Origin of the sequence: Rhodovulum tesquicola (assembly GCF_024128855.1) — a bacterium.
Classification (GTDB): domain Bacteria; phylum Pseudomonadota; class Alphaproteobacteria; order Rhodobacterales; family Rhodobacteraceae; genus Rhodovulum; species Rhodovulum tesquicola.
The window spans coordinates 189,170-211,496 of record NZ_JAMYDV010000001.1; the positions used below are offsets into that span (position 1 = coordinate 189,170).

General features: G+C 68.3%; 21 protein-coding genes. 7 read left to right on the forward strand and 14 right to left on the reverse strand.

Features of this window, described 5'->3' with window-relative positions:
• Positions 1-4 precede the first annotated feature (4 nt).
• Positions 5-520: a protein-export chaperone SecB gene (gene secB / locus NHN26_RS00815; protein ID WP_132696034.1), complete on the reverse strand. Its 516-nt coding sequence runs from the start codon at positions 518-520 to the stop codon at positions 5-7.
• A gap of 57 nt (positions 521-577) precedes the next feature.
• Entirely contained in the window at positions 578-1,063 is a 486-nt protein-coding gene (locus tag NHN26_RS00820) for an FxsA family protein (protein ID WP_253087631.1), read from the reverse strand.
• Between the two features lie 105 nt (positions 1,064-1,168).
• On the opposite strand from NHN26_RS00820, the gene NHN26_RS00825 reads away from it, so the two are divergent.
• The 3 genes from NHN26_RS00825 to NHN26_RS00835 are packed head-to-tail and all read left to right on the forward strand — an operon-like array spanning position 1,169 to position 3,448.
• Complete coding sequence (locus NHN26_RS00825) at positions 1,169-1,837, forward strand: Tim44/TimA family putative adaptor protein (protein WP_253087632.1); 669 nt, start codon at positions 1,169-1,171, stop codon at positions 1,835-1,837.
• Positions 1,834-2,865: a murein transglycosylase A gene (gene mltA / locus NHN26_RS00830; protein ID WP_253087633.1), complete on the forward strand. Its 1,032-nt coding sequence runs from the start codon at positions 1,834-1,836 to the stop codon at positions 2,863-2,865. Before NHN26_RS00825 ends, mltA begins: the two co-directional genes overlap by 4 nt.
• A 4-nt stretch (positions 2,866-2,869) precedes the next feature.
• Positions 2,870-3,448 carry a Smr/MutS family protein gene (locus NHN26_RS00835; protein WP_253087634.1) on the forward strand — a complete coding sequence of 193 codons (579 nt, stop codon included), beginning with the start codon at positions 2,870-2,872 and terminating at the stop codon, positions 3,446-3,448.
• A gap of 4 nt (positions 3,449-3,452) precedes the next feature.
• Here the strand turns inward: NHN26_RS00835 and NHN26_RS00840 are convergent, their stop codons facing one another.
• The 11 genes from NHN26_RS00840 to regB form a co-directional block, all read right to left on the reverse strand.
• Entirely contained in the window at positions 3,453-4,556 is a 1,104-nt protein-coding gene (locus tag NHN26_RS00840; RefSeq protein WP_253087635.1) for an alpha/beta hydrolase, read from the reverse strand.
• Between the two features lie 21 nt (positions 4,557-4,577).
• Positions 4,578-5,888, reverse strand: coding sequence for an ATP-dependent protease ATPase subunit HslU (gene hslU / locus NHN26_RS00845; protein ID WP_253087636.1), 1,311 nt, complete (start codon positions 5,886-5,888; stop codon positions 4,578-4,580).
• The gene (gene hslV, locus NHN26_RS00850) at positions 5,885-6,445 is read right to left on the reverse strand and encodes an ATP-dependent protease subunit HslV (protein WP_253087637.1); all 561 of its coding nucleotides are present in this window, start codon (positions 6,443-6,445) and stop codon (positions 5,885-5,887) included. Before hslV ends, hslU begins: the two co-directional genes overlap by 4 nt.
• 116 nt (positions 6,446-6,561) lie before the next feature.
• Positions 6,562-6,882 carry a thioredoxin gene (gene trxA / locus NHN26_RS00855; RefSeq protein WP_253087638.1) on the reverse strand — a complete coding sequence of 107 codons (321 nt, stop codon included), beginning with the start codon at positions 6,880-6,882 and terminating at the stop codon, positions 6,562-6,564.
• Positions 6,883-6,941: 59 nt separating this feature from the next.
• Positions 6,942-10,316 carry a double-strand break repair helicase AddA gene (addA, locus tag NHN26_RS00860; protein ID WP_253087639.1) on the reverse strand — a complete coding sequence of 1,125 codons (3,375 nt, stop codon included), beginning with the start codon at positions 10,314-10,316 and terminating at the stop codon, positions 6,942-6,944.
• On the reverse strand, positions 10,313-13,255 hold the full coding sequence (gene addB / locus NHN26_RS00865; RefSeq protein WP_253087640.1) for a double-strand break repair protein AddB: 2,943 nt from the start codon (positions 13,253-13,255) through the stop codon (positions 10,313-10,315). Before addB ends, addA begins: the two co-directional genes overlap by 4 nt.
• Entirely contained in the window at positions 13,248-13,934 is a 687-nt protein-coding gene (locus NHN26_RS00870; RefSeq protein WP_253087641.1) for a nucleotidyltransferase family protein, read from the reverse strand. The genes addB and NHN26_RS00870 overlap by 8 nt, the downstream gene beginning before the upstream one ends.
• Entirely contained in the window at positions 13,919-14,935 is a 1,017-nt protein-coding gene (locus NHN26_RS00875) for an aminoglycoside phosphotransferase family protein (protein WP_253087642.1), read from the reverse strand. The genes NHN26_RS00870 and NHN26_RS00875 overlap by 16 nt, the downstream gene beginning before the upstream one ends.
• Positions 14,928-15,443, reverse strand: a complete 516-nt coding sequence (gene tsaE, locus NHN26_RS00880) for a tRNA (adenosine(37)-N6)-threonylcarbamoyltransferase complex ATPase subunit type 1 TsaE (RefSeq protein WP_253087643.1) — start codon at positions 15,441-15,443, stop codon at positions 14,928-14,930. The genes NHN26_RS00875 and tsaE overlap by 8 nt, the downstream gene beginning before the upstream one ends.
• A gap of 42 nt (positions 15,444-15,485) precedes the next feature.
• Positions 15,486-17,063 (reverse strand): PAS-domain containing protein, encoded by a 1,578-nt coding sequence (locus tag NHN26_RS00885; protein WP_253087644.1) that lies wholly within the window; start codon positions 17,061-17,063, stop codon positions 15,486-15,488.
• 49 nt (positions 17,064-17,112) lie between these two features.
• Positions 17,113-18,516: a sensor histidine kinase RegB gene (regB, locus tag NHN26_RS00890; RefSeq protein ID WP_253087645.1), complete on the reverse strand. Its 1,404-nt coding sequence runs from the start codon at positions 18,514-18,516 to the stop codon at positions 17,113-17,115.
• A gap of 85 nt (positions 18,517-18,601) precedes the next feature.
• On the opposite strand from regB, the gene NHN26_RS00895 reads away from it, so the two are divergent.
• The 3 genes from NHN26_RS00895 to NHN26_RS00905 are packed head-to-tail and all read left to right on the forward strand — an operon-like array spanning position 18,602 to position 20,174.
• A complete protein-coding gene (locus tag NHN26_RS00895; protein WP_253087646.1) occupies positions 18,602-19,246 on the forward strand; it encodes an SCO family protein in 645 nt (214 codons plus the stop codon).
• Positions 19,247-19,293: 47 nt separating this feature from the next.
• Complete coding sequence (locus NHN26_RS00900) at positions 19,294-19,848, forward strand: ActR/PrrA/RegA family redox response regulator transcription factor (RefSeq protein ID WP_132696051.1); 555 nt, start codon at positions 19,294-19,296, stop codon at positions 19,846-19,848.
• Positions 19,845-20,174 carry a hypothetical protein gene (locus tag NHN26_RS00905; RefSeq protein ID WP_253087647.1) on the forward strand — a complete coding sequence of 110 codons (330 nt, stop codon included), beginning with the start codon at positions 19,845-19,847 and terminating at the stop codon, positions 20,172-20,174. The genes NHN26_RS00900 and NHN26_RS00905 overlap by 4 nt, the downstream gene beginning before the upstream one ends.
• Here NHN26_RS00905 and NHN26_RS00910 read toward each other — a convergent pair.
• Entirely contained in the window at positions 20,171-20,761 is a 591-nt protein-coding gene (locus tag NHN26_RS00910; RefSeq protein ID WP_253087648.1) for an HD domain-containing protein, read from the reverse strand. The genes NHN26_RS00905 and NHN26_RS00910 overlap by 4 nt on opposite strands.
• A 107-nt stretch (positions 20,762-20,868) precedes the next feature.
• Here NHN26_RS00910 and ahcY point away from each other — a divergent pair, with 107 nt between their 5' ends.
• Positions 20,869-22,263, forward strand: a complete 1,395-nt coding sequence (ahcY, locus tag NHN26_RS00915; protein ID WP_253087649.1) for an adenosylhomocysteinase — start codon at positions 20,869-20,871, stop codon at positions 22,261-22,263.
• Positions 22,264-22,327: the final 64 nt, after the last annotated feature.

A 22,327-nucleotide genomic window follows, 5' to 3' on the forward strand; every position in this document is an offset into this window, starting at 1 on the left:
ACCGTCAGGCCGTTCCGCCATTGCCCACATTCGGGGCCGGCTGGGCCTCCTGCGCCCGGCGGGCGATTTCCTGCCTGTAGAGCGCCACGAAATCCACAGGTTCCAGGTTCAGCGGCGGGAAGCCGCCATCGCGGGTCATGTCGGACACGATGCGCCGGATATAGGGAAACAACATCCGCGGGCATTCGATCAGCAGGAACGGGTGAAGCTGGTCTTCGGGCACGTTCTCGACATGGAAGACCCCGCCATAGTCGATCTCCAGCAGGAACAGCGTCGCGCCGTCGTTCTTGTTCTTCGAGTTGATCGTGAACTTGCAGATGATCTCGAACTGATGCTCGGTGGGACGCTTGCGTGCATCCAGCCCGACCTGAACGCTGATATCGGGCGTGACCTCCCCCTGCACGCCCTTCTGGACAAGGACGTTCTCGAACGAGAGGTCGCGGATATACTGGCCAAGGATTTGCATCCGCACCTGGGGCGGTTGCTGTGCGCCCGCGCCGTTGCCTTCGGTCTCGCTCATGATGTGCTCCTGGCGAATGTTACGTCGCGATCCGATTAGCAGCTTGGGCGCATCGGCTCAATGCTGCGTCCAGCCCGATCGGCCGCGCGGCTGGTCGTCCCTGGGCTCCAGTTCCTCGAACTCGCCCTCGATCACGTCACCATGGGTCGGTGCGCGGGGCCGGGGGCCGGGGTCCGCGCCATATGTCATGCTCTGGACGACGATCCGTTGCGACAGCCAGCGATAGGCCGCGGCGCGCACGGGCGGCATCAGAAGCGCGAAACCCACGGCATCGGTAAAGAAACCGGGCGTCAGCAGCAGCGCGCCGGCGAAGAGAATCATCGCCCCATGGGCCAGCGGCTCGGCCGGATCGCGTAATTCCCGGAACGAATTGCGAAGCTGCGCCATCGCCATCGCGCCTTGCTGGCGGATCAGCAAGGTGCCGATCACCGCCGTCAGGACGACGATGGCCAGCGTGGCCCACAGGCCGATCGCACCGCCCACCTGGATGAACAGGGCGATCTCGATCAGCGGCACACACAGGAAGAGAACGAAAATCCACATGGAGAACCCTCGACGAACCGCGCAGGTGGACTTGACCCGGCACCTGCCTTACATAAGTCCGGTAATGTTCAGATACAAAGACTGACGGCACGCTGCGAGGTCACCATGGGCTCTGCCATCATCCAACTTCTGGTTCTCGCGGGAATTGCCGTGTTCCTGATCCTGCGCCTGCGTTCGGTGCTCGGCACGCGCGAGGGTTTCGAGAAGCCGCCACTGTCGATGCCCGACCCCGCCTCGCGCCGTTCCGATTCGCGCCGCGAATTCGAGGTGATCCAGGGCGGTGTCGACAGCGACATCACCGATCACGTTCCCGATGGCAGCCCGGCGGCCAAGGCGCTTGCCGCCATGAAGATGGCCGAGCCCGGCTTTTCGGTGGGCGAGTTCCTGCATGGCGCGCGCGGGGCCTATGAAATGATCCTGATGGCCTTCGAGCGGGGCGAGCTTGAAGATGTCGAGTCCTTCCTCGCCCCCGAGGTTCTGGACAGCTTTGCCGAAGTGGTCCGGCTGCGCGAGGACCAGGGCCTGACGGTCGAGGCGAATTTCGTCGGCGTGCGCGAACTTGCACTGAAGGATGCCACCTTCGACCGCGATACCGGCGAGGCCGAACTGGTCGTGAAATTCGTGGGCGAACTGACCTCTGTCGTGCGCAACCTTTCGGGTGATGTGGTCGAGGGCAGCCCCAGCGAGATCAAGCGCCAGCGCGATATCTGGACCTTCGCCCGGCGGATGGGGGTCGACGACCCGAACTGGCAGCTTGTCGCCACGGGCGAATGATCCGTGGCCTGGGCGCGGTGGCCTGTCTGGCGCTTGCGATGAGCGCGGGGCCCGCGCGGCCCGATCTGCCGGTCGAAATCCTGCGGTTCTCCGATCTCAAGGGCTGGGAACGGGACGACCACGCCACCGCGCTGGCCGTCTTTCGCGAAACCTGCCTTGATCTGCCCGACCTGACCTGGTCATCGCTTTGCGCGGTCGCCGAACACCAGCAGGATGCGCGCCGCTTTTTCGAACTGTTCTTTCGGCCCGTGCTGATCGGCGGCACCGGCCCGGCATTGTTTACCGGCTATTTCGAACCCGAACTCGAGGGCGCGCGCCGCCCCGATGCGCGCTTTCGCTACCCGGTCTATCGCACCCCGCCGGACCTGATCCAGGGCGAGCCCTGGCATTCCCGGCGCGAGATCGAGGAAGACGGCGTCCTGCGGGGCCGCGGGCTGGAAATCGCCTGGCTCGACGATCCGGTGGATGTCTTCTTCCTTCAGGTGCAGGGTTCGGGCCGTATCCGTCTGAAGGACGGCACGACGCTTCGGGTCGGCTATGGCGGCAAGAACGGGCATGAATACCGCTCGATCGGGCAGGAACTGGTGCGGCGCGGCATCTACGAGCCGCATCAGGTCTCGGCTCAGGTGATCCGGTCCTGGGTGCGCCGCAACCCCGAGCAAGGGCGCGCGCTGCTGCATCACAACCCCTCCTTCGTGTTCTTCCGCGAACTCGATCAGTTGCCCGCCGACAAGGGGCCGCTGGGCGCGATGAATCGCTCGATCACGCCGATGCGCACCATTGCCGTCGATCCCGCCTTTGTGCCGCTGGGCGCGCCCGTGTGGATCGAAAAGGGCGGCCGCGCGCCGCTGCACCGGTTGATGGTGGCGCAAGACACCGGATCGGCGATCAAGGGGGCGCAGCGGGCGGACATCTTCTATGGCACGGGCAAGGCGGCGGGCGAAAGGGCCGGGCGTATCCGTGACCGCGGGCGCATGATCGTGCTCTTGCCGATCGAGACCGCGCTTGCCCTGCTGCCCGAGGGCTAGGCCGGTGGCCCGCCGCCGTTCCGGCCAGCTGAGCGGCGAGGATCGCGCGCTGTGGGATCTCGTCGCCCGACGCACCCGTCCCCTGCCGGGCAAGCGCCCCGGACCCGCGCCCGAACCGGGCGAACGCAAAGAGCCGCCCGCCGCCCCGCCCCCGGGCCCCGCCCCGATTGCTCCTTTCCGCATCGGGGCGCGCGCGACCGGGACCGCGACATCCGCCCCGCCCTCGGACGCGGCGATCCGCATGGACCGCAAGGCGTTCAACCGGCTCAAGGGCGGCAAGCTGTCGCCCGAGGCGCGCATCGACCTGCATGGCATGACGCTGGCCGAGGCGCATCCGGCGCTGACCGGCTTCATCCTGCGCGCCCAGGCCGAGGGGCGGCGCCTCGTGCTGGTCATCACCGGCAAGGGACAGGGGCCCGAAGGCAATGGCCCGATCCCCGAGAGACGCGGTGTGCTCAGGCGGCAGGTTCCGCACTGGCTGCACCAGCCGCCGCTGGCCGCCGCGGTGCTGCAGGTCGCGCAGGCGCATCGGCGTCATGGCGGCGATGGGGCGGTTTACGTCTACCTGCGCCGCCCCCGCTGAGCCGTCATTGCCGGGCCAGCGCGGTCAGCGGCGACAGGATGACCGCGGTTGCGTTCTGCACGGTGATGACCGTGCCCGGCAACAACCCCGGCCGCCCGGCCGCGCCCGAGTCGAACGCCTGCTGCAGCGTCGGCACGTCGCGCAACAACCGGAACAGGTCGGGCGAGGTGCCGGCCGTGAAATGGCCCATCCCGGTCGAGAACCCGGTCACGTCCAGCACGATGACATTCAGATCGGCCACGTCGGCGACACTCCGGATATTGCCCAGCCGGTCTCGTTGGCCCGACAGCCGGGCAGACAATGACAGAGCCCGGTCGCGTTGCGAGGTGAAGACCACCACGCTTTGCGGCATCGCGTCGATATCGCGGACCTGCGCGCGGAACACGTCCACGTCGATATCCGGCGAGAGCAGGATCAGCCCGTCGATCTCGCGCGCGACGCGCCCGGGGTTGGCCAGCGCCATGTGGCGCAGGGTCTCCATCGTCAGCAGGCCGCCCATCGAATGGGCAACGATCAGCAACTCGTCGGGGCGGGCCGCGATCAGCGCCTCCAGCAATTCGGCGAACCCCCTGCGCGCGAACAGCGCGCTGTCGCGGTCATGGGCATAGCCGAAGGGGCTGGCGGCGCTGGGCCAGGAGTAATGCACCGCGACCCCCTCGATCCCGAAATCATGCGCCAGCTGCGCCGAGCGATAGAGACCTTCGGCGAAATTCGTGTTGAACCCATGGACGAAAACGACCGCCGCTCGCTTTCCCCTGGGCCGTGCGGAGATATCGCGGGCCAGTGCCGCGGTGAAAGCGGAGGGGTGATCGAACAATCGGGCCGAACGCATCAGGAACTGGCGCCCTGGATCGGGCTGGCCCTTGGGATAGGCTATCTCGCCCGGTGCCCGGTTCGGAGGGATGGAAACCGTGAACGCGCCAAAGTCGAGTTCTTCGGACCGGGTATTGGCGAACAGCCGCCCGGCATCCGCCATGCGCGTCGTGCCGACATAGACGATCCGCTCGACCGTCCCGGGTGTCGCTTCGGGCGCCATGGCCACCATACCGCGTGCCGCACAGCCCGCCAGCGCGACAAGGCACAGGAGCATGGCGATCTGTCGCAGCACGGGCAGCCCCAGCGGCCGGGATCAGAGAATGTAGCGCGTCACATCGGCCGACCGTGTCAGCGCCCCGAGATTCTTCTCGACGAAATCGGAATTCACTTCAACCGCCTCGCCGCCGCGATCGGGGGCGGTGAAGCTCAGTTCCTCGAACACCCGCTCCATCACCGTGTAAAGCCGCCGCGCGCCGATATTCTCGACGCTTTCATTTACCTCGGCCGCGATCCGCGCCAGCGCCGCGATGCCATCCTCGGTGAAGGTGACATTGACCTTCTCGGTCTCCATCAGCGCGGCATATTGCCGGGTCAGCGCGTTTTCGGTCTCGGTCAGGATGCGCACAAAATCGGCTTCGGTCAGCGCGCGCAGTTCTACCCGGATCGGCAGCCGCCCCTGCAATTCGGGCAACAGGTCGGACGGCTTGGCGATGTGGAAGGCGCCCGAGGCGATGAACAGGATATGGTCGGTCTTGACCGGGCCGTGCTTGGTGGAAACCGTCGTGCCCTCGATCAGCGGGAGCAGGTCGCGCTGCACCCCCTCGCGGCTGACATCGGCGCCGCGCGTGTCGGAGCGCGCGCAGACCTTGTCGATCTCGTCCAGGAACACGATCCCGTTTTCCTGTACCGCCTCAAGCGCGGTGCGCGTCACCGTCTCGTCATCCAGAAGTTTGTCGGCCTCTTCCGAGATCAGGATCTCGTAGCTGTCGCGCACCGTCATCCTGCGCCGCACCCTGCGCCCGCCGAACGCCTTGCCGAACAGATCGCCCAGCGACATCATCCCGCCGCCCTGGCCGGGCGGCATTCCGGGGATCTCCATCATCGGCAGCGGGTTCGAGGTATCCGCCACCTCAAGCTCGATCATCGTCTCGTCCAGCTCGCCGCGTTTCAGCTTGCCGCGAAACATCTCGCGCGTCTGTTCGCGAGCATCCGTCCCGGCGATGGCCTCGATCACCCGTTCCTCCGCGGCCAGATGCGCCGCGGCCTTGACCTCCTCGCGCATCCAGTCGCGGGTCTGGGCGATCGCGCTGTCCACCAGATCGCGGATGATCTGTTCCACGTCGCGCCCGACATAGCCGACCTCGGTGAACTTGGTCGCCTCGACCTTGATGAAGGGTGCGCGGGCCAGCCGGGCAAGGCGGCGCGAGATCTCGGTCTTGCCGACGCCGGTCGGGCCGATCATCAGGATGTTCTTGGGGTAGACTTCTTCGCGCAGGTCGTCGGCCAACTGCTTGCGCCGCCAGCGATTGCGCAGCGCCACCGCAACCGCGCGCTTGGCGTCCTTCTGCCCGATGATGAAGCGATCCAGTTCCGAGACGATCTCGCGGGGGGTCAGGTCGGTCATTTGGAAATCGTCTCCACCGTCAGGTTGCCATTCGTGTAGACGCAGATATCGGCCGCGATCGCCATGGCCTTGCGGGCGACCTCTTCGGCCGACAACTCGGTGTTCTCGATCAGACCGCGGGCGGCGGCCAGCGCGTAATTCCCGCCCGACCCGATGGCCGCCACGTCATGTTCGGGCGACAGCACATCGCCCACGCCGGTGATGACATACAACTCGGCCCCGTCGCTGACGATCAGCATGGCTTCGAGCTTTTGCAGGTACTTGTCGGTGCGCCAGTCCTTGGCCAGTTCCACCGCCGCGCGCTGCAACTGCCCGGGCGTCGCCTCCAGTTTGGCCTCGAGGCGTTCCAGCAGGGTAAAGGCATCCGCGGTCGAGCCCGCAAACCCCGCCACCACGTCAAAGCCGCCGGGCGACAGGCGCCGCACCTTGCGCGCGGTGCCCTTGATGACGGTCTGGCCCAGGCTCACCTGCCCGTCGCCCGCAATCACCACCTGCCCGCCGCGCTTGACGCCGATGATCGTCGTGCCGTGCCAGCCGGGAAACTCGTCTCTTGCCATGGGCGCCCTCCGTGCTTTGCGCTTCGGCGCATATATGTGCCCGATGCTGCCCCACAAGGCGTGCAACAGAAAGGGGCGCCGCAGCGCCCCATTGTCTCAGCCCTGGACGCGGTCGTTCAGACCGACTCTTCGATCCAGCCTTTCAGCGCGGCCTTGGGTGCGGCGCCGATCTTGTTGGACACCACCTGCCCGTCCTTGAACAGGAACAGGGCCGGGATGCCGCGCACGCCCATCTGGGCGGGGGTGTTGGGGTTGTCGTCCACGTTCACCTTGACGATCTTGACCTTGCCCTCGTACTCGTCCGCCAGTTCTTCCAGCGCCGGGCCGATCTGCTTGCAGGGTCCGCACCATTCTGCCCAGAAATCCACCACCACGGGGATGTCGGAATTGCGCACCTCGGCGTCGAAGGTGTCGTCGGTGACGGAATGGGTCGGCATCGGGTCTCTCCTTGGAACCTGCGATCGTTGCGGGACAGTAAGAAGCGGGGGATGGGCCGTCAAGGCAGGGCCGCGCGGGCAAGCGCCGCCTTGCCCAAGGCCTCGGGGATGGGCATCAGCAGCCCCGTCCGCGTCCACAGGATCGCGGTTTCGATCCGTGTCCCGGGATAGATCCCTGCCAGGGAATGGCCATAGGCGCCCATCTGGCGCAAGAGCCCTTCGGGCACATCCTCGGGCCGATCGGGGCTCAGGGCATTGGTCTTGAAATCGACCGCGCAAACGTGATCGGCGCCAACGATCAGCCGGTCGATGGTGCCGCGCAGCGGGCGGCCGTTCAGTTCGGCGGAAAACGGCACCTCGGCCAGCGTGCCGGGGGCAAAGACGGGAGCGAGCCGCGGATCGGCCAGCAGCGCCTCGGCCTCGGCGCGCAAGCTGTCGATCCCGGCTTCGGGTGCTGGCGGGTCGCAACGGGTCAGCAGCGCATGGGCCAGCGCCGGGCGGTCGGCGGGCGCGGCGGCGGGCAGGTGTTCCAGCAGCAGGTGCAGCCATGTGCCCCGCGCCATCGCCGCCTCGGCCGCAAGCCCGCCTGCCTCGCCCGCCATCACCTTGGCCCCGCCCAGATCAGACGGCGAGAGCGGCTGCGGCGGGCGTGGCGGGCGCTGGGCCTCGCGCTGCGTCCAATCGGGCAGCGCCAGGGCCGGCGCCGGTGCCGGGCGCTCGTCCGCGGCAGCATCGCCCCAATCGCCCAATTCGTAACGCTGCCCGGTCGCGAAGCCGAAATCCCAGGTCACCGCGCCGGCCCGGTCCAGCCCCGCCGCGATCCGGCTGTACCAATCGCTGCCATCCTTGGTCAGCTTGCCCGCCGCGGCGACGATCAGCCATTGCTCGGCCCGCGTCATCGCGACGTAAAGCAGCCGGGCGCGTTCCTCCTCCTCGCGCCGCACCCGCGCCTCATGCGCCGCAGCCAGCGCGGGCGGGCGGTCCTCGGCGGGCGTCTTCCAGGCGATGCTGCCATTTTCCAGCAGGTATAGCTGGTCGTGGATGCGCACTTGCCGGGCCGCCGTATCGGGCAGGATCACCACCGGCGCCTCAAGCCCCTTGGCGCCATGCACGGTCATCACCCGCAGCCGGTTTCCCGCGGAATCGAGCTGGCGCTTGATCTCGACCTCGTCGCTTTCAAGCCAGCCCAGGAACCCGGTCAGCGAGGGCACCTCGGTCCGTTCATAGGCCAGCGCCTGCGCCAGCAGCGCGTCGATCCCGTCCTCGGCCTCGTCGCCCAGCCGGGCGATCAGGCGGCGGCGGCCGTCATGCCGGGTCAGGATACGTTCCAGCAATTCGTAGGGCCGCAGGAAATCGGCCTCGTCGCGCAGGGCGGTCAGGATGGATTTCGTCTCTGTTCCGGCCCAATCCGCGTCGCGAAGCGCCTGCCACAGCCAGGCATGGCCTCGCCCCGCGGCCAGCCGGTAAAGTGCTGCCTCGTCCCAGCCGAACAGCGGCGAGCGCAGCGCGCAGGCCAGCGACAGGTCGTCCTCGGGCAGCGCGAGAAAGGACAGCAGCGCGGTCAGATCGCGCACCGCCAGTTCGCCGCCGATCTTGAGCCGGTCGGCGCCCGCCACGTCCAGCCCCTCGGCCTTGCAGGCGCGGATGATCTCGTGGAAAAGGTCCGACCGCCGCTGCACCAGGATCAGAAAATCCCGCTCGCGCAGCTTGCGCCGCCTGAAGCCGCCCTGCTCCTTGACCGCAATCGTCTCGCCCCGGTCGATCATCCCCCGGATCGCGCCCGCCACCTGCCGGGCCAGCCGGACCGTGTGATGCTCCTCGGCCAGCATGTCGACCGGCTCTGCCCAGTCGCCCGCCTCGGGCTTTTCGCTGTCCTCGACTACCGGCCAGAGATCGACGCGCCCCGGCAGATCGGCATGGAACGCCCGGTGCAGCATGTCGCGGTCCAGCCCCTGCCGCGCGCCTTCGGGAAAGGTCAGATCGACCACGTTCAGGATCGCGGGCGAGGAGCGGAAGGAATATTCCAGCGTCAGATCGACCAGCGTGCGGTCGATCCCGCGCAACCGCTCTCCAAAAGCCGCCTTCATCCGGTCGAACCCGCCCGGATCGGCGCCCTGGAAGGAATAGATCGACTGCTTCTTGTCGCCGACGACGAATATCGTCCGCTCGACCCCTTCGCGCGCCCCGCGCCCGGCGGTGAATTCCTGCGCCAGCAATTCGATCACCGCCCATTGCGCGGGGCTTGTGTCCTGCGCCTCGTCCACAAGGATGTGGTCCAGACCGCCATCCAGCCGGAACAGCACCCATTGCGCGACGCCGGGATCGGTCAGCAACGCGCGGGCCTTCAGGATCAGGTCATCGAAATCCAGCCAGCCATGCGCCTGCTTGCGGCGGGCATAGCGCGGCAGGAAAGCGGCGGCAAAGCGGTGCAGCGCCAATGTCCGCTCGGCGGCGTCCCGCGCGATACGGGGCGCGCGCGCGCCCTCGACCCGGACCATCAGCGCGTTCAGATCGTCCAGCGCGGGGCCAAGGGCGGCCTGCGTCGCCTTGGTGGGAAAGGCGCCGATCTTGGCCGAAAACGGCTGCTTGGCGCCCGAGCCGGTCAGGAAGACCGCCTCAAGCCCGGCCAGAAGCGCCGTATCGGGCCGGGTCAGATCCAGCGCGGCAAGGCGCACCGCATCCTTCTGATCGGTCGAGCTTCCCGCACGCAGGGCGGGCAGAAGCGATGCCATCAGATCGGCCTCGGCCCCCGTCAGAACCTGCGCCATCAAGGCCGCCGCATCGAACCCCGGCGCCAGCCCGAACAGCCGCCAGATCGCATCCGCATCCCCCGCCCCGGAAAAGCGGTCGCGCTGTCCCGCGATCTCGGCGGTCAGGGCGTCTAGGTCTTCGTCGGTGTGGAACCGCGCCAGCCCGGCAAAGACCGCTGCCTCCGGCCCCTCGGCCATCTCCTCGACGATCTCGGCCCGCAGACGCCGCGCCGCGCGGTCGTCCATCTCGGCGAATTGCGGCGAGACGCCCGCCTCCAGCGGGAACCGCCGCAAGAGGGACGCGCAGAAGGAATGGATGGTCTGGATCTTCAGCCCGCCGGGCGTCTCGATTGCGCGCGCGAAAAGCCGCCGCGCCTCGCGCAGCAGTGCGGCCTCGATCGGGCCGTCCACGCCAAGTTCGTGCAGCGCGCGGCGCAGATCGGCATCGCCCAGCATCGCCCAGCCGCCCAGCCGTTCGAACAGCCGGTTCTGCATCTCGCTGGCGGCGGCCTTGGTATAGGTCAGGCACAGGATGCGCTGCGGCGGCACCCGGTTCAGCAAGAGCCGCGCCACCCGGTCGGTCAGCACCCGCGTCTTGCCCGAGCCTGCATTCGCCCCCAGCCAGGTGGAGTTCGCCGGATCCGCCGCCTGGACCTGGCGCTCGGTCGCATCATGGCGCCTCATCCGCCGACCTCCATCGCGAGGGGGGCGTCGGTCTCGTCCCATTCGCCGAAGCGCGACAGCAGGTCGTAATCGGTCCGATCCGTCCGCTTCTGCAACCGGCTGCGCGCGGTGTATCCCTGTTCGGGCCGCGCATAATGCGCGATCAGCCGCCCAAGCTCGGCCCAGGTGCGAGCGACCAGCCCGTTTTCAAGCGGGTTCGTCACGGTTTTCGGCGGGTTGCCCAGGCCCAGATAGCTGACCTCATGCACCGGGGCGGCGGCGATGCCCTCGAACCCGCCGCGTTCGGCGATGCAGGCTTCCAGCAGCAACTGCTTGTCGAAGACTTCCATCGCCTTCTGGCTGGGCGGCGTGCCGGTCTTGTAATCGTAGATCACCAGCTGCCCGTCATCGCGCAGGTCGATCCGGTCGGCATTCGCGGTCAGCCGGAACCCGTCGGGCAGCGCCACCGCCCCGGCACGCTCGCGGGCGATGCACTGCGCAGCGGCTTGCCGTTTGGCCTCGTCCCGCACGAACCCGGCCGCGACGCGGCCCAACCGCGCCCGCCACAGCGCTCGCGCTGCGGGCCAGGGCGCATCCTCGGCCAGAACGGAATCGGCCAGCGCCATCAGGCGCGCCTCGGCCTGGGCCGGATCGGGGTCAAGCGGCTCGGCCAGGAAGCGTTCCAGAACCTTGTGCAGAACCGTGCCGCGCAGGGGCGCATCGGCCTGGTGGCACAGCGGGTCGAGCGGTTTCAGCCGCAGGATATGGCGCGCATAGACGGCGTAGGGATCGCGGATCAACCGCTCGACAGCCGTCACCGACAATTGCGCGGGCCGATCGGCGACGGGCGGCCGGGGCGAGGGGCGCGGGGCGGCCGGGATGGGCGCGGCGGGCCGTTCCAGCGCATCGGCAAGGCGCAGCCATTCTGCGCCGCGGGCCCGCATCGCCTTCAGCGCCTCGGGTCCGCCGGTGACCTTCAGCCCGTCCAGCAGGTTGGTCAGCCGGTTCAGCCAGCGCGCGGGAACGGTCTGTGCCTCGGCATCGCGGATCGCGCGGCTCAGCACGATTTCGGGGGCACAGATCGCCTGCTGGTAGTCATGCGCGGCCAGCCCGATCCGGCGCTCGGGCAGCAACAGGCCAAGCTGGGCGCGCATCTGGCGATTGAGCCAGGGATCGGGCGCGGGCGTCTCTGGCCAGGAGCCTTCGTTCAGCCCGGCCAGGATCACCAGATCGGCCCCCTGAACGCGGGCTTCCAGCGTGCCCCAGATCATGATGCCGGGATGCGGTTCGGGGGCCGAGCGGACCTCGTGCTTGCGCAGGATGGCCTCGAACAGGGCGGCGTAATCGGCGGGCGACATCTCGCCCCCGGCGTCGGCTTCGGCTTGCAGGGCATCGCAGGCCGCGCGCGCAACCTCGCCTGCCGCCTCGGCCCAAAGCCCCCCGCTGCCCGCGCCCTCCGGCCCACCGGCCAGTGTCTCGGCCAGCGCAAGATGGCGCGCGACATGGGCCGACAAAGGCTCTGTTCCGGCCCGATCCAGCCCGTCGAGCGCCCCGCCCAGCCATGCGGCCCAGTCAACGCGCCCATCCGTGCGCCCCTTGCCCGCCCAGTCGCGCAGCGCCGCGCCATCGGGAAAGGCCGGGCCATGGCGGCGCAAATGCAACTCAAGCTCGCGCGTCCAGAGCAGATGCTGCGCCCGCTGGCCCAGGCCCGAGGCGGTCAGCGGATGCTTGAGCAGCGCCAGCAGCCCCGCCACCGTCAACCGCTGGCCGAACACCCCCGCCACCTGCCGCAGGAACCGGCCCGGCGGCGACAGCGGCAGCGGCACCCCCCCGCTATCGTCGGGCAGGATGCCCCAGCGGTCCAGCGCGGCGGCGACCTGCCGGGTCAGGGTGCGGTTCGGGGTGATGAGCGCCGCATTTCGTCCGGCCTCGGCCGCCTCGCGCAGCCGCAAGGCGACGGCCAGCGCCTCGGCCCGCGGCGAGGCTGCCTCGATCAGGGCCATGCGGGCGGTGGCCTCGTCCAGATAAGTAAGGCGCGGTCCCTCATCCATCCACTGATCCGTCACCGGTGCAGGCCGCAGCGCGAGCGAGACAAGCCGGTTGCGCGCCGGGCTTGGCGGCTGGGCATCGGCATCCCAGGGCTGCACCGCCGCCGCGTCCATCTCCAGCGCGTCCAGCAGGCGGCGAAAGCGGTATTGCGGATGATCCTCGGCCGCCAGCGCCTCGTCGAGGCTGGCCCAGGTCGCGCCCGGCATGTCGAAATCGAAACCCGGCAGGACCACCGCCCCTTGCGGCAGCCGCGCAACCGCCGCCATGAACAGCGCCGTCGCGCCCCGCGACCCCGTGCTGCCCGCAACGATCACCGGATGCCCGGGCGGATCGGTCCGCCACCGCGCGGCCAGCCGTTGCGCCGCCATCCGCTGACGGGCGCCGTCATTGCCGCGCGCCGTCGGGTCGGGGCCGAGATAGGCGTCGACAAGGCCAAGAAAGCGCCGCGACCGTGCCCAATGCGCCGACAGATCGCCCATGTCGAGACGGTCCAGCGCCTGCGGATCCACGCCTTCGGCCAGCATCTCGTCCATCAGCCGCGCAAGGCTGTCGGCAAGGTCGAAGATCGAACTGCGCGGCGCGAGATCCGGTTCGATTTCCAGAAGTTTGCCCACAAGCGTCGCAAGTTCCAGCTTGCGGCGCAGCGGCGAGGGGGGCGCGGGCAGGTCGGCCAGCACCGGATGGCTGCCCAGTTCGGCCACCAGCCGGATGCGGGGCCAAAGCCGCGGGGGGCTGGCGGCCAGCAAATCCTGCAAGCGCCGCCGCATGCGCTGGGTGTTCACCCATATCTCGGTCCGCGCCCAGGCGTCGGGCGGGGCGTCGGCCAGCCGCTGCTCCAGCCCAGTCAGGAAGGCGGCCGGGAAATCGGTGCCCGGCGGCAGGCCGAACAGGCGGGGCACGCTGTCAGCCATCGCCCGCCTCGGCCAGCATCGCTTCGGCCTCGGCGATGCCGCCCGGATGGCCGACATCGCACCAGCCGCCCCCGTGCAGGATACCGTAAAGCCGCCCCGCGGCGATCGCCCTGTCCCAGATGCAGTTGAGCGAGAATGCCTCCTCGGCGATCTCGCCCAGCAGTTCCGTCCGGACGATCTGCGCCCCGGTATAGACCGATGGTCCCGCGCGGCTGACCCGGCCTTCGGCGTCCAGCGCGAAATCGCCCTTGCCGCGATAGCCGCGCGCCGCGTCGGCCGCGACCAGCAGCAAGAGCGCGTCCATGCGGTCCGGATCCCATGCGTCGGCCAGCCGACGCAGCGGGTTCGGCCCGGTCCAGATCGCGTCACTGTTCAGCGTGAAGACGGTGTCCGCGCCCAGAAGCGGCAGCGCCTTGCGCAGCCCGCCGCCTGTGTCCAGGATCGCGCCCGCCTCGTGCGAGATCGTGACGCCGCGCCCGGACAGATGGTCATGCAGTTGCTCGGCCCGGTAATGGGTGTTGACCACGATCCGGGCGATCCCGGCATCCCTTGCCAGATCCAGCGCATGGTCGATCAGCGCGCGGCCCGCGACCGCGATCAGGGGTTTGGGCCGGTCGGCGGTCAGCGCGCCCATGCGCGTGCCGAACCCGGCGGCAAACAGCATCAGCGCATCGGGCATTTTCGGGCGATCCGGTCGAGAAGGGCGGGTTCGGGCGGCGGGATTAGGTCCAGCACCTGCGCGCGCAAGGGGGCAAGGTCGGGATGGGACAGGTCGCGCATCAGGTGCCCCCAGACCCGCGGCAGCAGGGGCAGATAGCCGGGCTTGCCGTCGCGCAGGCAGAGCCGGGCAAAGACGCCCAGGATGCGCAGGTTGCGCTGCGCGCCCAGCAGGGCATAGGCACGCTCGAAGGCATCGGGCGGCGTGCCGGCCGCCGCGACATAGCGCGCCCGCATCCGCGATTGCAGCGCCGGATCGACATCGCGCCGCGCATCCTCCAGCAGCGAGACCAGATCATAGGCCGGGTGCCCGCGCAGCGCGTCCTGGAAGTCGAGAAGACCGACCCGCGCAAACCCCTGCCGCGCGGGCAGCCAGATCAGGTTCTCGGCGTGATAGTCGCGCAGGATCAGCACGGAGGGCGACGCATGTTCGGCCAACATCGTCTCTATTCCGGCCCGAAACGCCTCTGACGTACCATCGGGGGCGGGGGCGGGGGCGTCGATGCCCGGAAGATACCACTCGAAGGGCAGGCAGGCGAGCCGCGCCATCGCCGCCGCATCATAGGCGCCAAGGCCCGAGGGGGGCGGCGCGCGGTGCAGCTCGGCCAGCAGGTCGACCGCGGCGGCATAAAGCGTTTCTTCCTGCGCCGGGTCGCGCGCCGCCACCCGCACGAAAAGATCGTCGCCCAGATCCTCCAGCAGCAACAGGCCCGCCCCCGGATCGGCCGACAGGATCGTGGGCGCGGACAGACCCAAGCCGGACAGATGCCGCGCGATGGCAAGGAAGGGGCGCACATCCTCGCCCCGCTCGGCGGGCGCATCCATCAGCACTGCGGTTCGCAGCCCGTCGGTCAGCCGCTCATAGCGCCGGTTCGAGGCATCACCTGCCAGCGGGCGGCGCGCGGCCCCGCCCCAGCCTGCGCCCGACAGGAAGGCGGCGATCAATTCGGCCCGCTCAGGCATCGGCGGCGATCTCGGCAAGGGCGGCATCCAGACGATCCGACCATGCGGGATCGGTGAAGGACAGAACCGCCTCGCGACCTTCCTCGTCCGCGCCCTGCGTAAGGCGCAGCCGCAACGCCCCCGCCGGTGCAAGATCGCCCAGCCGGTCCGGCCATTCGACAAGGCAAAGCGCGGTGCCGAACGCCTCGTCGAGGCCCAGTTCGACCACCTCGTCGGGATGGGACAGGCGGTAAAGATCGGCATGCCAGATCTCGACCGGCCCGACCTGATAGACCTGAACCAGCGTGAAGGTCGGCGAGGGCACGTCCTCGGGCGGCAGGCCCGCGCGAGTGCGCAGCGCGCCGATCAGCGCCCGGGAAAACGCCGTCTTGCCCGCGCCGATCGGACCCTCCAGCAGGATCGTGTCGCCCGCGCGCAGCAGCCCGGCCATCCGGTCCGCAAAGGCCCGCATCCCGGCCTCCGAGGCAAGCGTCAGGCGGATCGCGAAAGGGGCGGGATGGTGCGGCATGGGCGCAGTCTTACGCCCCGGGCCGCGACCCGCAAGGCCGGATCAGCCCACCGCGCGCGAAACCTCGGGCTGTGCGCCCTGGACCTGGCAGTCGGGGCGAAAGCCGACCAGAACCGCCCCGCCGCCCACCGATCGCAGCCGGCAGGCCAGCCTGCGCCCGTCGTGATGCACAAGGGTGCCCGACCACGGCTTTCTCTGGCGGATCATGCGGGACAGTTCGAGCGTGGTGCCGGTGTCCTCGGGCATGCAGTTCTGCTGCCAGCGTGCGATGGCTCCGGCGATGTCGGTGGTGCCCATCACCAGCATCGGGTCCTCGCCCCAAAGCTCGGCATAGGCGGCGTTCGACATGATCAGCAGCCCGGCGCCCGAGAACACGGCGATGGCCTCGTCCAGGCTGTCGATCACCGCCTGCCCGGTCTCGATCTCGCCGCGGAAGCGGCGGGTCAGCGACATCTCGGCGCTGATATCCTCGAACAGGAAGGCCACGGCACCGTCCGGGTGCGGCCGCCCGGTCACGCGGTAGACCTGCCCGGAAGGCAGGGTCCAGGTGTCGGAATAGACGCCGTCCTGCGCGTCGCGTTCCAGCCTCACGATCTGTTCGCGCCAGGTGCGGTAATCCTTGGGCTCGGGCATCATCCGCGTCTCGCGCAGCCGATCCAGAACCGCGACCAGCGTTGGCCGCGCGGTCAGGAATTCGGGTTCCAGGTTGAACAGATCCAGCATCGCCGGATTGAACAGCACCAGTTCGCGCGCCCGGTTGAACACCGCCAGCCCGATCGGCAACTCGGCGAAGGTCTTTGTCAGGGTCTGGACGAAATTGCGCAGCGCGGTCTCGGCCCGGACCGCGGCATCCGCAGGCAGGGCAAAGCGCAGAAGCGCGCCATCGGCCGTCACCGAGACGCAGTCGAACCAGTGCTCGCGGCCGTCGTCGGTCTGGATCACCGCGCGATGCGGTGCGTTGTCGTCCTTGTCGGGGGGCGAGAACAGCGCCGGCAGCGGCCAGCTCAGCGGCGTGTCCGTGCCCTGGCAGCGGCGGACGAGCGTCAGATAGGCGCTGTTGGCCCAGGCGACGGCGCCCTCCTCGCCCTCTTGCCAGGCGGGGGTGGGCATTGCCTCGACGACATCGCGCAGCGTGGTCAGTTCCGCCGCCATCGCGGCCAGGCTTTGCGGATCGGGCGTGTCCTGCGCGCGGACTTCCTCCGGCAGGTGCAGCGACAGGCGCATCACGCCGTCAAGCCATGTCGCGGACAGTTGCGACGACCCGCCCGCCTCGGTCAGCAGCGCGCTGCCCTCGCGGTCAAGCCGCGACATCCGATCCCGAAAGCAGGGAAACCGGGGGCCGACCAGCGCGCAAAGCCGATGCCAGTCCGACAGTCCCGGCGGCCCGCCCGCCAGAAAGCGCAGCGCCTCGGGCGTCGCATCGACCAGTTGCTCGCCCTCGAACAGGAAAACCATGTCGGCCTCACCCTGCGCGGCCTTTTCCGGTCGGCCCAGGCGCGGGACGAGAGGCAGCACCAACAGCGCAAGCGCGGCCGTCGCGACCGATGTCGCCCCGAGGATCATCGCGAAAACCCAGTCGACCGTCATGTCCTGTCCCACAGCCCGAAGCCTCGGGATCATGTTTTGGACATTAGGGTTAATGTCACGTTAATGCAGCGATTGCCCGCGCTCAGGCCTCGATGGGCATGTTCTCGCCCAGCGCCGCCAGCTGGGATTCCGCGCTGACCCCGATGGCCGAGATCGGCCATTTCACCTCGACCACGGCGCCGCGCTGGTCCGACCTGTCGGCATCCGTCAGGAACGGATCGGACCCGTTGGCAAAGATGACCTGCGCGCCCGAGCGTTCCAGAAGCGTCTTGGCGATGAACAGGCCAAGACCCATCCCCTCGTATTCCGGCCGCTTCTTCTGCTGCAGCGGGTTCTTGCGCTGGCGCACGAAGGGATCGCCGATCCGGCCCAGCAGATGCGGCGGATAGCCCGGCCCGTCATCCATGATGCGGATGGTGATTTCGGCCGGCGTCCATTGCGCCAGCACCCAGACCCGCGCATCGGCGAAATCGACGGCGTTCTGGATCAGGTTGCGCAGCCCGTGGATGATCTCGGGCCGACGATAGACCACGGGCATGCGCGGCGTGCCGCCATGGATCGGCTCGGAGCGGAAGATCAGCTCCTTGCCGCGGCTCGAATGCGGCTCGGCCGCCTCCTCCACGATGGCCTCCAGCGGCGCGCTGCGCATGTGCAGGTCATCCTTCCCGGCCCGGCCCATCGAGCGCATGATGTCGCGGCAGCGGTCGGCCTGGTCGCGGATCAGTTCCATGTCCTCGCGCAGGTCGGGCCGGTCGGCCAGTTCGTCGATCATCTCGGAACTGACCAGCTTGATCGTGGCCAGCGGTGTTCCCAGTTCATGCGCCGCCGCCGCCACCACGCCGCCCAGATCGGTCAGCTTCTGTTCCCGCGCCAGCGCCATCTGCGTCGCCAGAAGCGCGTCCGACATCTTGTTCATCTCCGAGATCACCCGCTCGGCATAAAGCCCCAGGAACGAGATCCCGATCACCAGCGCCGCCCAGAACCCGAACAGGAAGATCGGCGGCAGGCTCTGCACCGCGCCGTCGGCCGTCACCAGCGGCATGTGGTAGAACGCCAGCAGCGTGAGCAGCGCAAAGGCCACATGGGCCAGGAACAGGGTCGAGCGCTGGCTGAGCGCGGTGGCCGAGATCGTGACCGGCGTCAGGATCAGCAGCGCAAACGGGTTGTTCAGCCCGCCCGTCAGGTAAAGCAGCGCCGCAAGCTGGATGATGTCGAACAGCAGCGTCAGCATCGTCTCGGTTTCCGACAGCCGCCGGTTCTCGGGGAAGACGGCGACCGCGATGATATTCGCCAGAACCGCGGTTCCCACCACCAGAAGGCACAGCCCCAGATCGAGCTGGATCTGGAAATAGACCTCGGCCACCACGATCGCGATCACCTGCCCTGCGATCGCGGCCCAGCGCAGCAGGATCAGCGTCCTGAGACGGATCCAGTTGCTGCGCTCTGCGGGCGGCACGAGGCCGGGGGCGGGTACGGGCTCGGGCATGATGGATCCTGTTGCGGGCTTCGCCCTTGTTAATCCGCGCCGGAAGGCCGATCAATGTGCGATGACGCCTCCAGGGAGCCAGGCCATGAACCGCACAGCCCTAGCCGGGATCGTGTTGATGATTGCCGCTCTTGTCGGCGGCGGGCTTTATCTCTTGCAGATGGGCCCGGCCGACGACCGGTTCGCCCAATGCCGCAGCGGGCGGATCGGCGGCGATCCGGCGCAATTGGGCGGTCCGTTTACCCTGATCGACGAAACCGGCGCCACCGTGACCGACCGCGACGTGATCACCGGGCCGACGCTGATCTATTTCGGCTACAGCTTCTGCCCCGATGTCTGCCCGCTGGACAATGCCCGCAACGCCGAGGCCGTGCATCTGCTGGACGCACGGGGCTATCAGGTTCTGCCGGTCTTCATCTCGATCGATCCCGGGCGCGACACGCCCGAATTGCTGGCCGAGTTCACTGGCTACATGCACCCCCGGATGCTGGGCCTGACCGGCACAGCCGAACAGGTGCGCGCCGCCAGCCGCGCCTATCGCACCTTCTACAGCGTGCAGGACACGGAAGACCCCTATTACCTGATCGACCATTCCACCTTTACCTACCTCGCCTTTCCGGGCCTTGGTGTGGTCGAGGTCTTCGGCCGCGACATGACGCCCGAGGAAATGGCGGACCGGGTTGCCTGCTTTGCCGATTCGTTCCGAGTGAAATTGACCCATCCGCGTTAACGTCCTACAAGGAAAAAAATGTCTGGCCCCATCAGGAGGTTGCCCCCATGGCCGACGGCGAACTGAAGGATCTCGGCCCCGATCCGACCCTGCTTATCGTGGACGATGACGAACCGTTCCTGCGCCGTCTTGCCAAGGCGATGGAAAAGCGCGGGTTCCAGACGGAAACCGCGGATTCCGTGGCGGCCGGCAAGGCCATCGCGACCGCCCGCCCACCGGCCTATGCGGTGGTCGATCTGCGGCTTGAGGATGGCAACGGGCTCGACGTGGTCGAGGTGCTGCGCGAAAAGCGCCCCGATGCCAAGATCGTGGTGCTGACCGGCTATGGCGCCATCGCGACCGCCGTGGCCGCGGTCAAGATCGGTGCGACAGATTACCTGTCGAAACCGGCCGACGCGAATGATGTGACCGCCGCGCTGCTGTCGGATGGCGAGGCGCTGCCGCCCCCGCCCGAGAACCCGATGTCGGCCGATCGCGTGCGGTGGGAGCATATCCAGCGCGTCTACGAGCAATGCGATCGCAACGTGTCGGAAACCGCGCGGCGGCTGAACATGCACCGCCGGACGCTGCAACGCATCCTCGCCAAGCGCAGCCCGAGGTGAGGGCGGGCGCCGCTGCGCTTGCCCTTCTGCTGGCGGGCTGCGTCGCGGCCCCGCCGCAGGACAGGGTTTCGACCCTGTTCCTGCCCGATGCGGGGGGTCTTGCCGTTTCCGGCAGCGCCCTGCGCGTCGATTTCGGCCGCGCGCCATCAGGCGTGATCGCGCCGCTCTCCCGCGAATTGGGGCCGCCCCGCAGCCTGCCGCTGACCGGCTGTCCGCAGGGGATCGAGCGGCAACTGGCCTGGGGCGATCTTGTCCTGACCTTCACCCGCGAACAATTCGTCGGCTGGCGACAGGCCGGGGCCGCGGCCGGGCAGATCTGCGCTTAAAGCAGCGCCAGCAATTCCGCGTGCCGCGCGGTATAGGCCGCGCGCACCTCGACCGGCGGGCGCAGATGCAGGCAAAGCCCCGCGACCAGTTCGGGTTTCGGCGCGGTGAAGAAGCGGTCCGCCTCCTTCTCCGAGAACCCGGCCAGTTGCGTCGCCTCCAGCCAGGCGGACATCTGGTCGGCCTTCTTGATCTGGGCCTTGACCGTCTTCGGCACCTCGGCCGGCAGTCCGAAGCGGATATGGATCGCCGCCGCCAGCCGCTTGTCGAGCTCGCCATAGGCTGGCCCGACCGCGGCCTTCACCGGCGAGATCATGTCGCCGATCACATATTCCGGCGCGTCGTGCAACAAGGCCGCCAGCCGCCATTTCACCGGCGCCTCGGGCATCAGCCGGGCAAAGATCGCCTCGACCAGCAAAGAATGTTCCGCCACAGAATAGGGCCAGTCGCCCCGCGTCTGCCCGTTCCAGCGCGCAACAAAGGCCAGCCCATGGGCGATGTCCTCGATCTCGATATCCACGGGTGTCGGGTCCAGCAGGTCCAGCCGCCTGCCCGACAGCATCCTTTGCCACGCGCGCGGTTGCTTCATTTCCGCTCTCCTTCGGTCGTTCGATTGCCACGGGGCGCGCGCATTGTCGACCCGGGCGCGCGGTGCTATGTGCCGCCTGAGCTTCGACACACGAGGAGATTGGCGCAATGGCGCAGGACTACATCGTCAAGGACATTTCGCTGGCCGCGTTCGGTCGCAAGGAACTGGACATCGCCGAGACCGAGATGCCGGGCCTGATGGCGCTGCGCGCCGAATTCGGCGAGACGAAACCGCTGAAAGGCGCACGCATCGCGGGCAGCCTGCACATGACGATCCAGACCGCGGTCCTGATCGAGACGCTGGTGGCGCTGGGCGCCGATGTGCGCTGGGCGTCGTGCAACATCTTCTCGACCCAGGACCACGCTGCGGCCGCCATCGCCGAGGCGGGCGTGCCCGTCTTCGCCATCAAGGGCGAAACGCTGGTCGATTACTGGGCCTATACCGACAGGATCTTCCAGTTCGCGGAGGGCACCGCCAACATGATCCTCGACGATGGCGGGGATGCCACGCTTTACGTCCTGCTCGGCGCGCGTGTCGAGAACGGCGAGGAAGACCTGATCGCCGTGCCCACCTCGGAAGAGGAAGAGGCGCTGTTCGCCCAGATCCGCAAGCGCCTGGCCGAAACCCCCGGCTGGTTCACCCGCCAGCGCGAGGCGATCCGCGGCGTGTCCGAGGAAACGACCACCGGCGTTCACCGCCTTTACGAGCTGCACGCCAAGGGCCTGCTGCCCTTCCCGGCGATCAACGTGAACGACAGCGTCACCAAGTCGAAATTCGATAACAAGTATGGCTGCAAGGAAAGCCTCGTCGACGGCATCCGGCGGGCCACCGACACGATGATGGCGGGCAAGGTCGCCGTCGTCTGCGGCTATGGCGATGTCGGCAAGGGCTCGGCCGCCTCGCTGCGCGGCGCCGGTGCCCGCGTCAAGGTGACCGAGGTCGACCCGATCTGCGCGCTTCAGGCCGCGATGGACGGGTTCGAGGTCGTGCTGCTGGAGGATGTGATCGGCACCGCCGACATCTTCATCACCACCACCGGCAACAAGGACGTGATCCGCATCGAGCATATGCGCGAGATGAAGGACATGGCGATCGTCGGCAATATCGGCCATTTCGACAACGAGATTCAGGTCGCCGCGCTGAAGAACCACAAATGGACCAATATCAAGGACCAGGTGGACATGATCGAGATGCCTTCGGGCGCGCGGATCATCCTTCTGTCCGAGGGGCGCCTGCTGAACCTCGGCAACGCCACCGGCCATCCGTCCTTCGTGATGTCCGCAAGCTTCACCAACCAGGTTCTGGCGCAGATCGAACTGTGGACCAAGGGCGACGACTACCAGCCCGGCGTCTACATCCTGCCCAAGCATCTGGATGAAAAGGTCGCCCGCCTGCATCTGGACAGGATCGGCGTCAAGCTGACCCGGCTGTCGCCCGAACAGGCCGCCTATATCGGCGTCACCCCCGAAGGCCCGTTCAAGCCGGAACATTACCGCTACTGAGATCGGTCCCTTCGCGGGACAGCTGCGCCGTCCGGGGATACCGGGCGGCGCGTTTCGTTTCGGC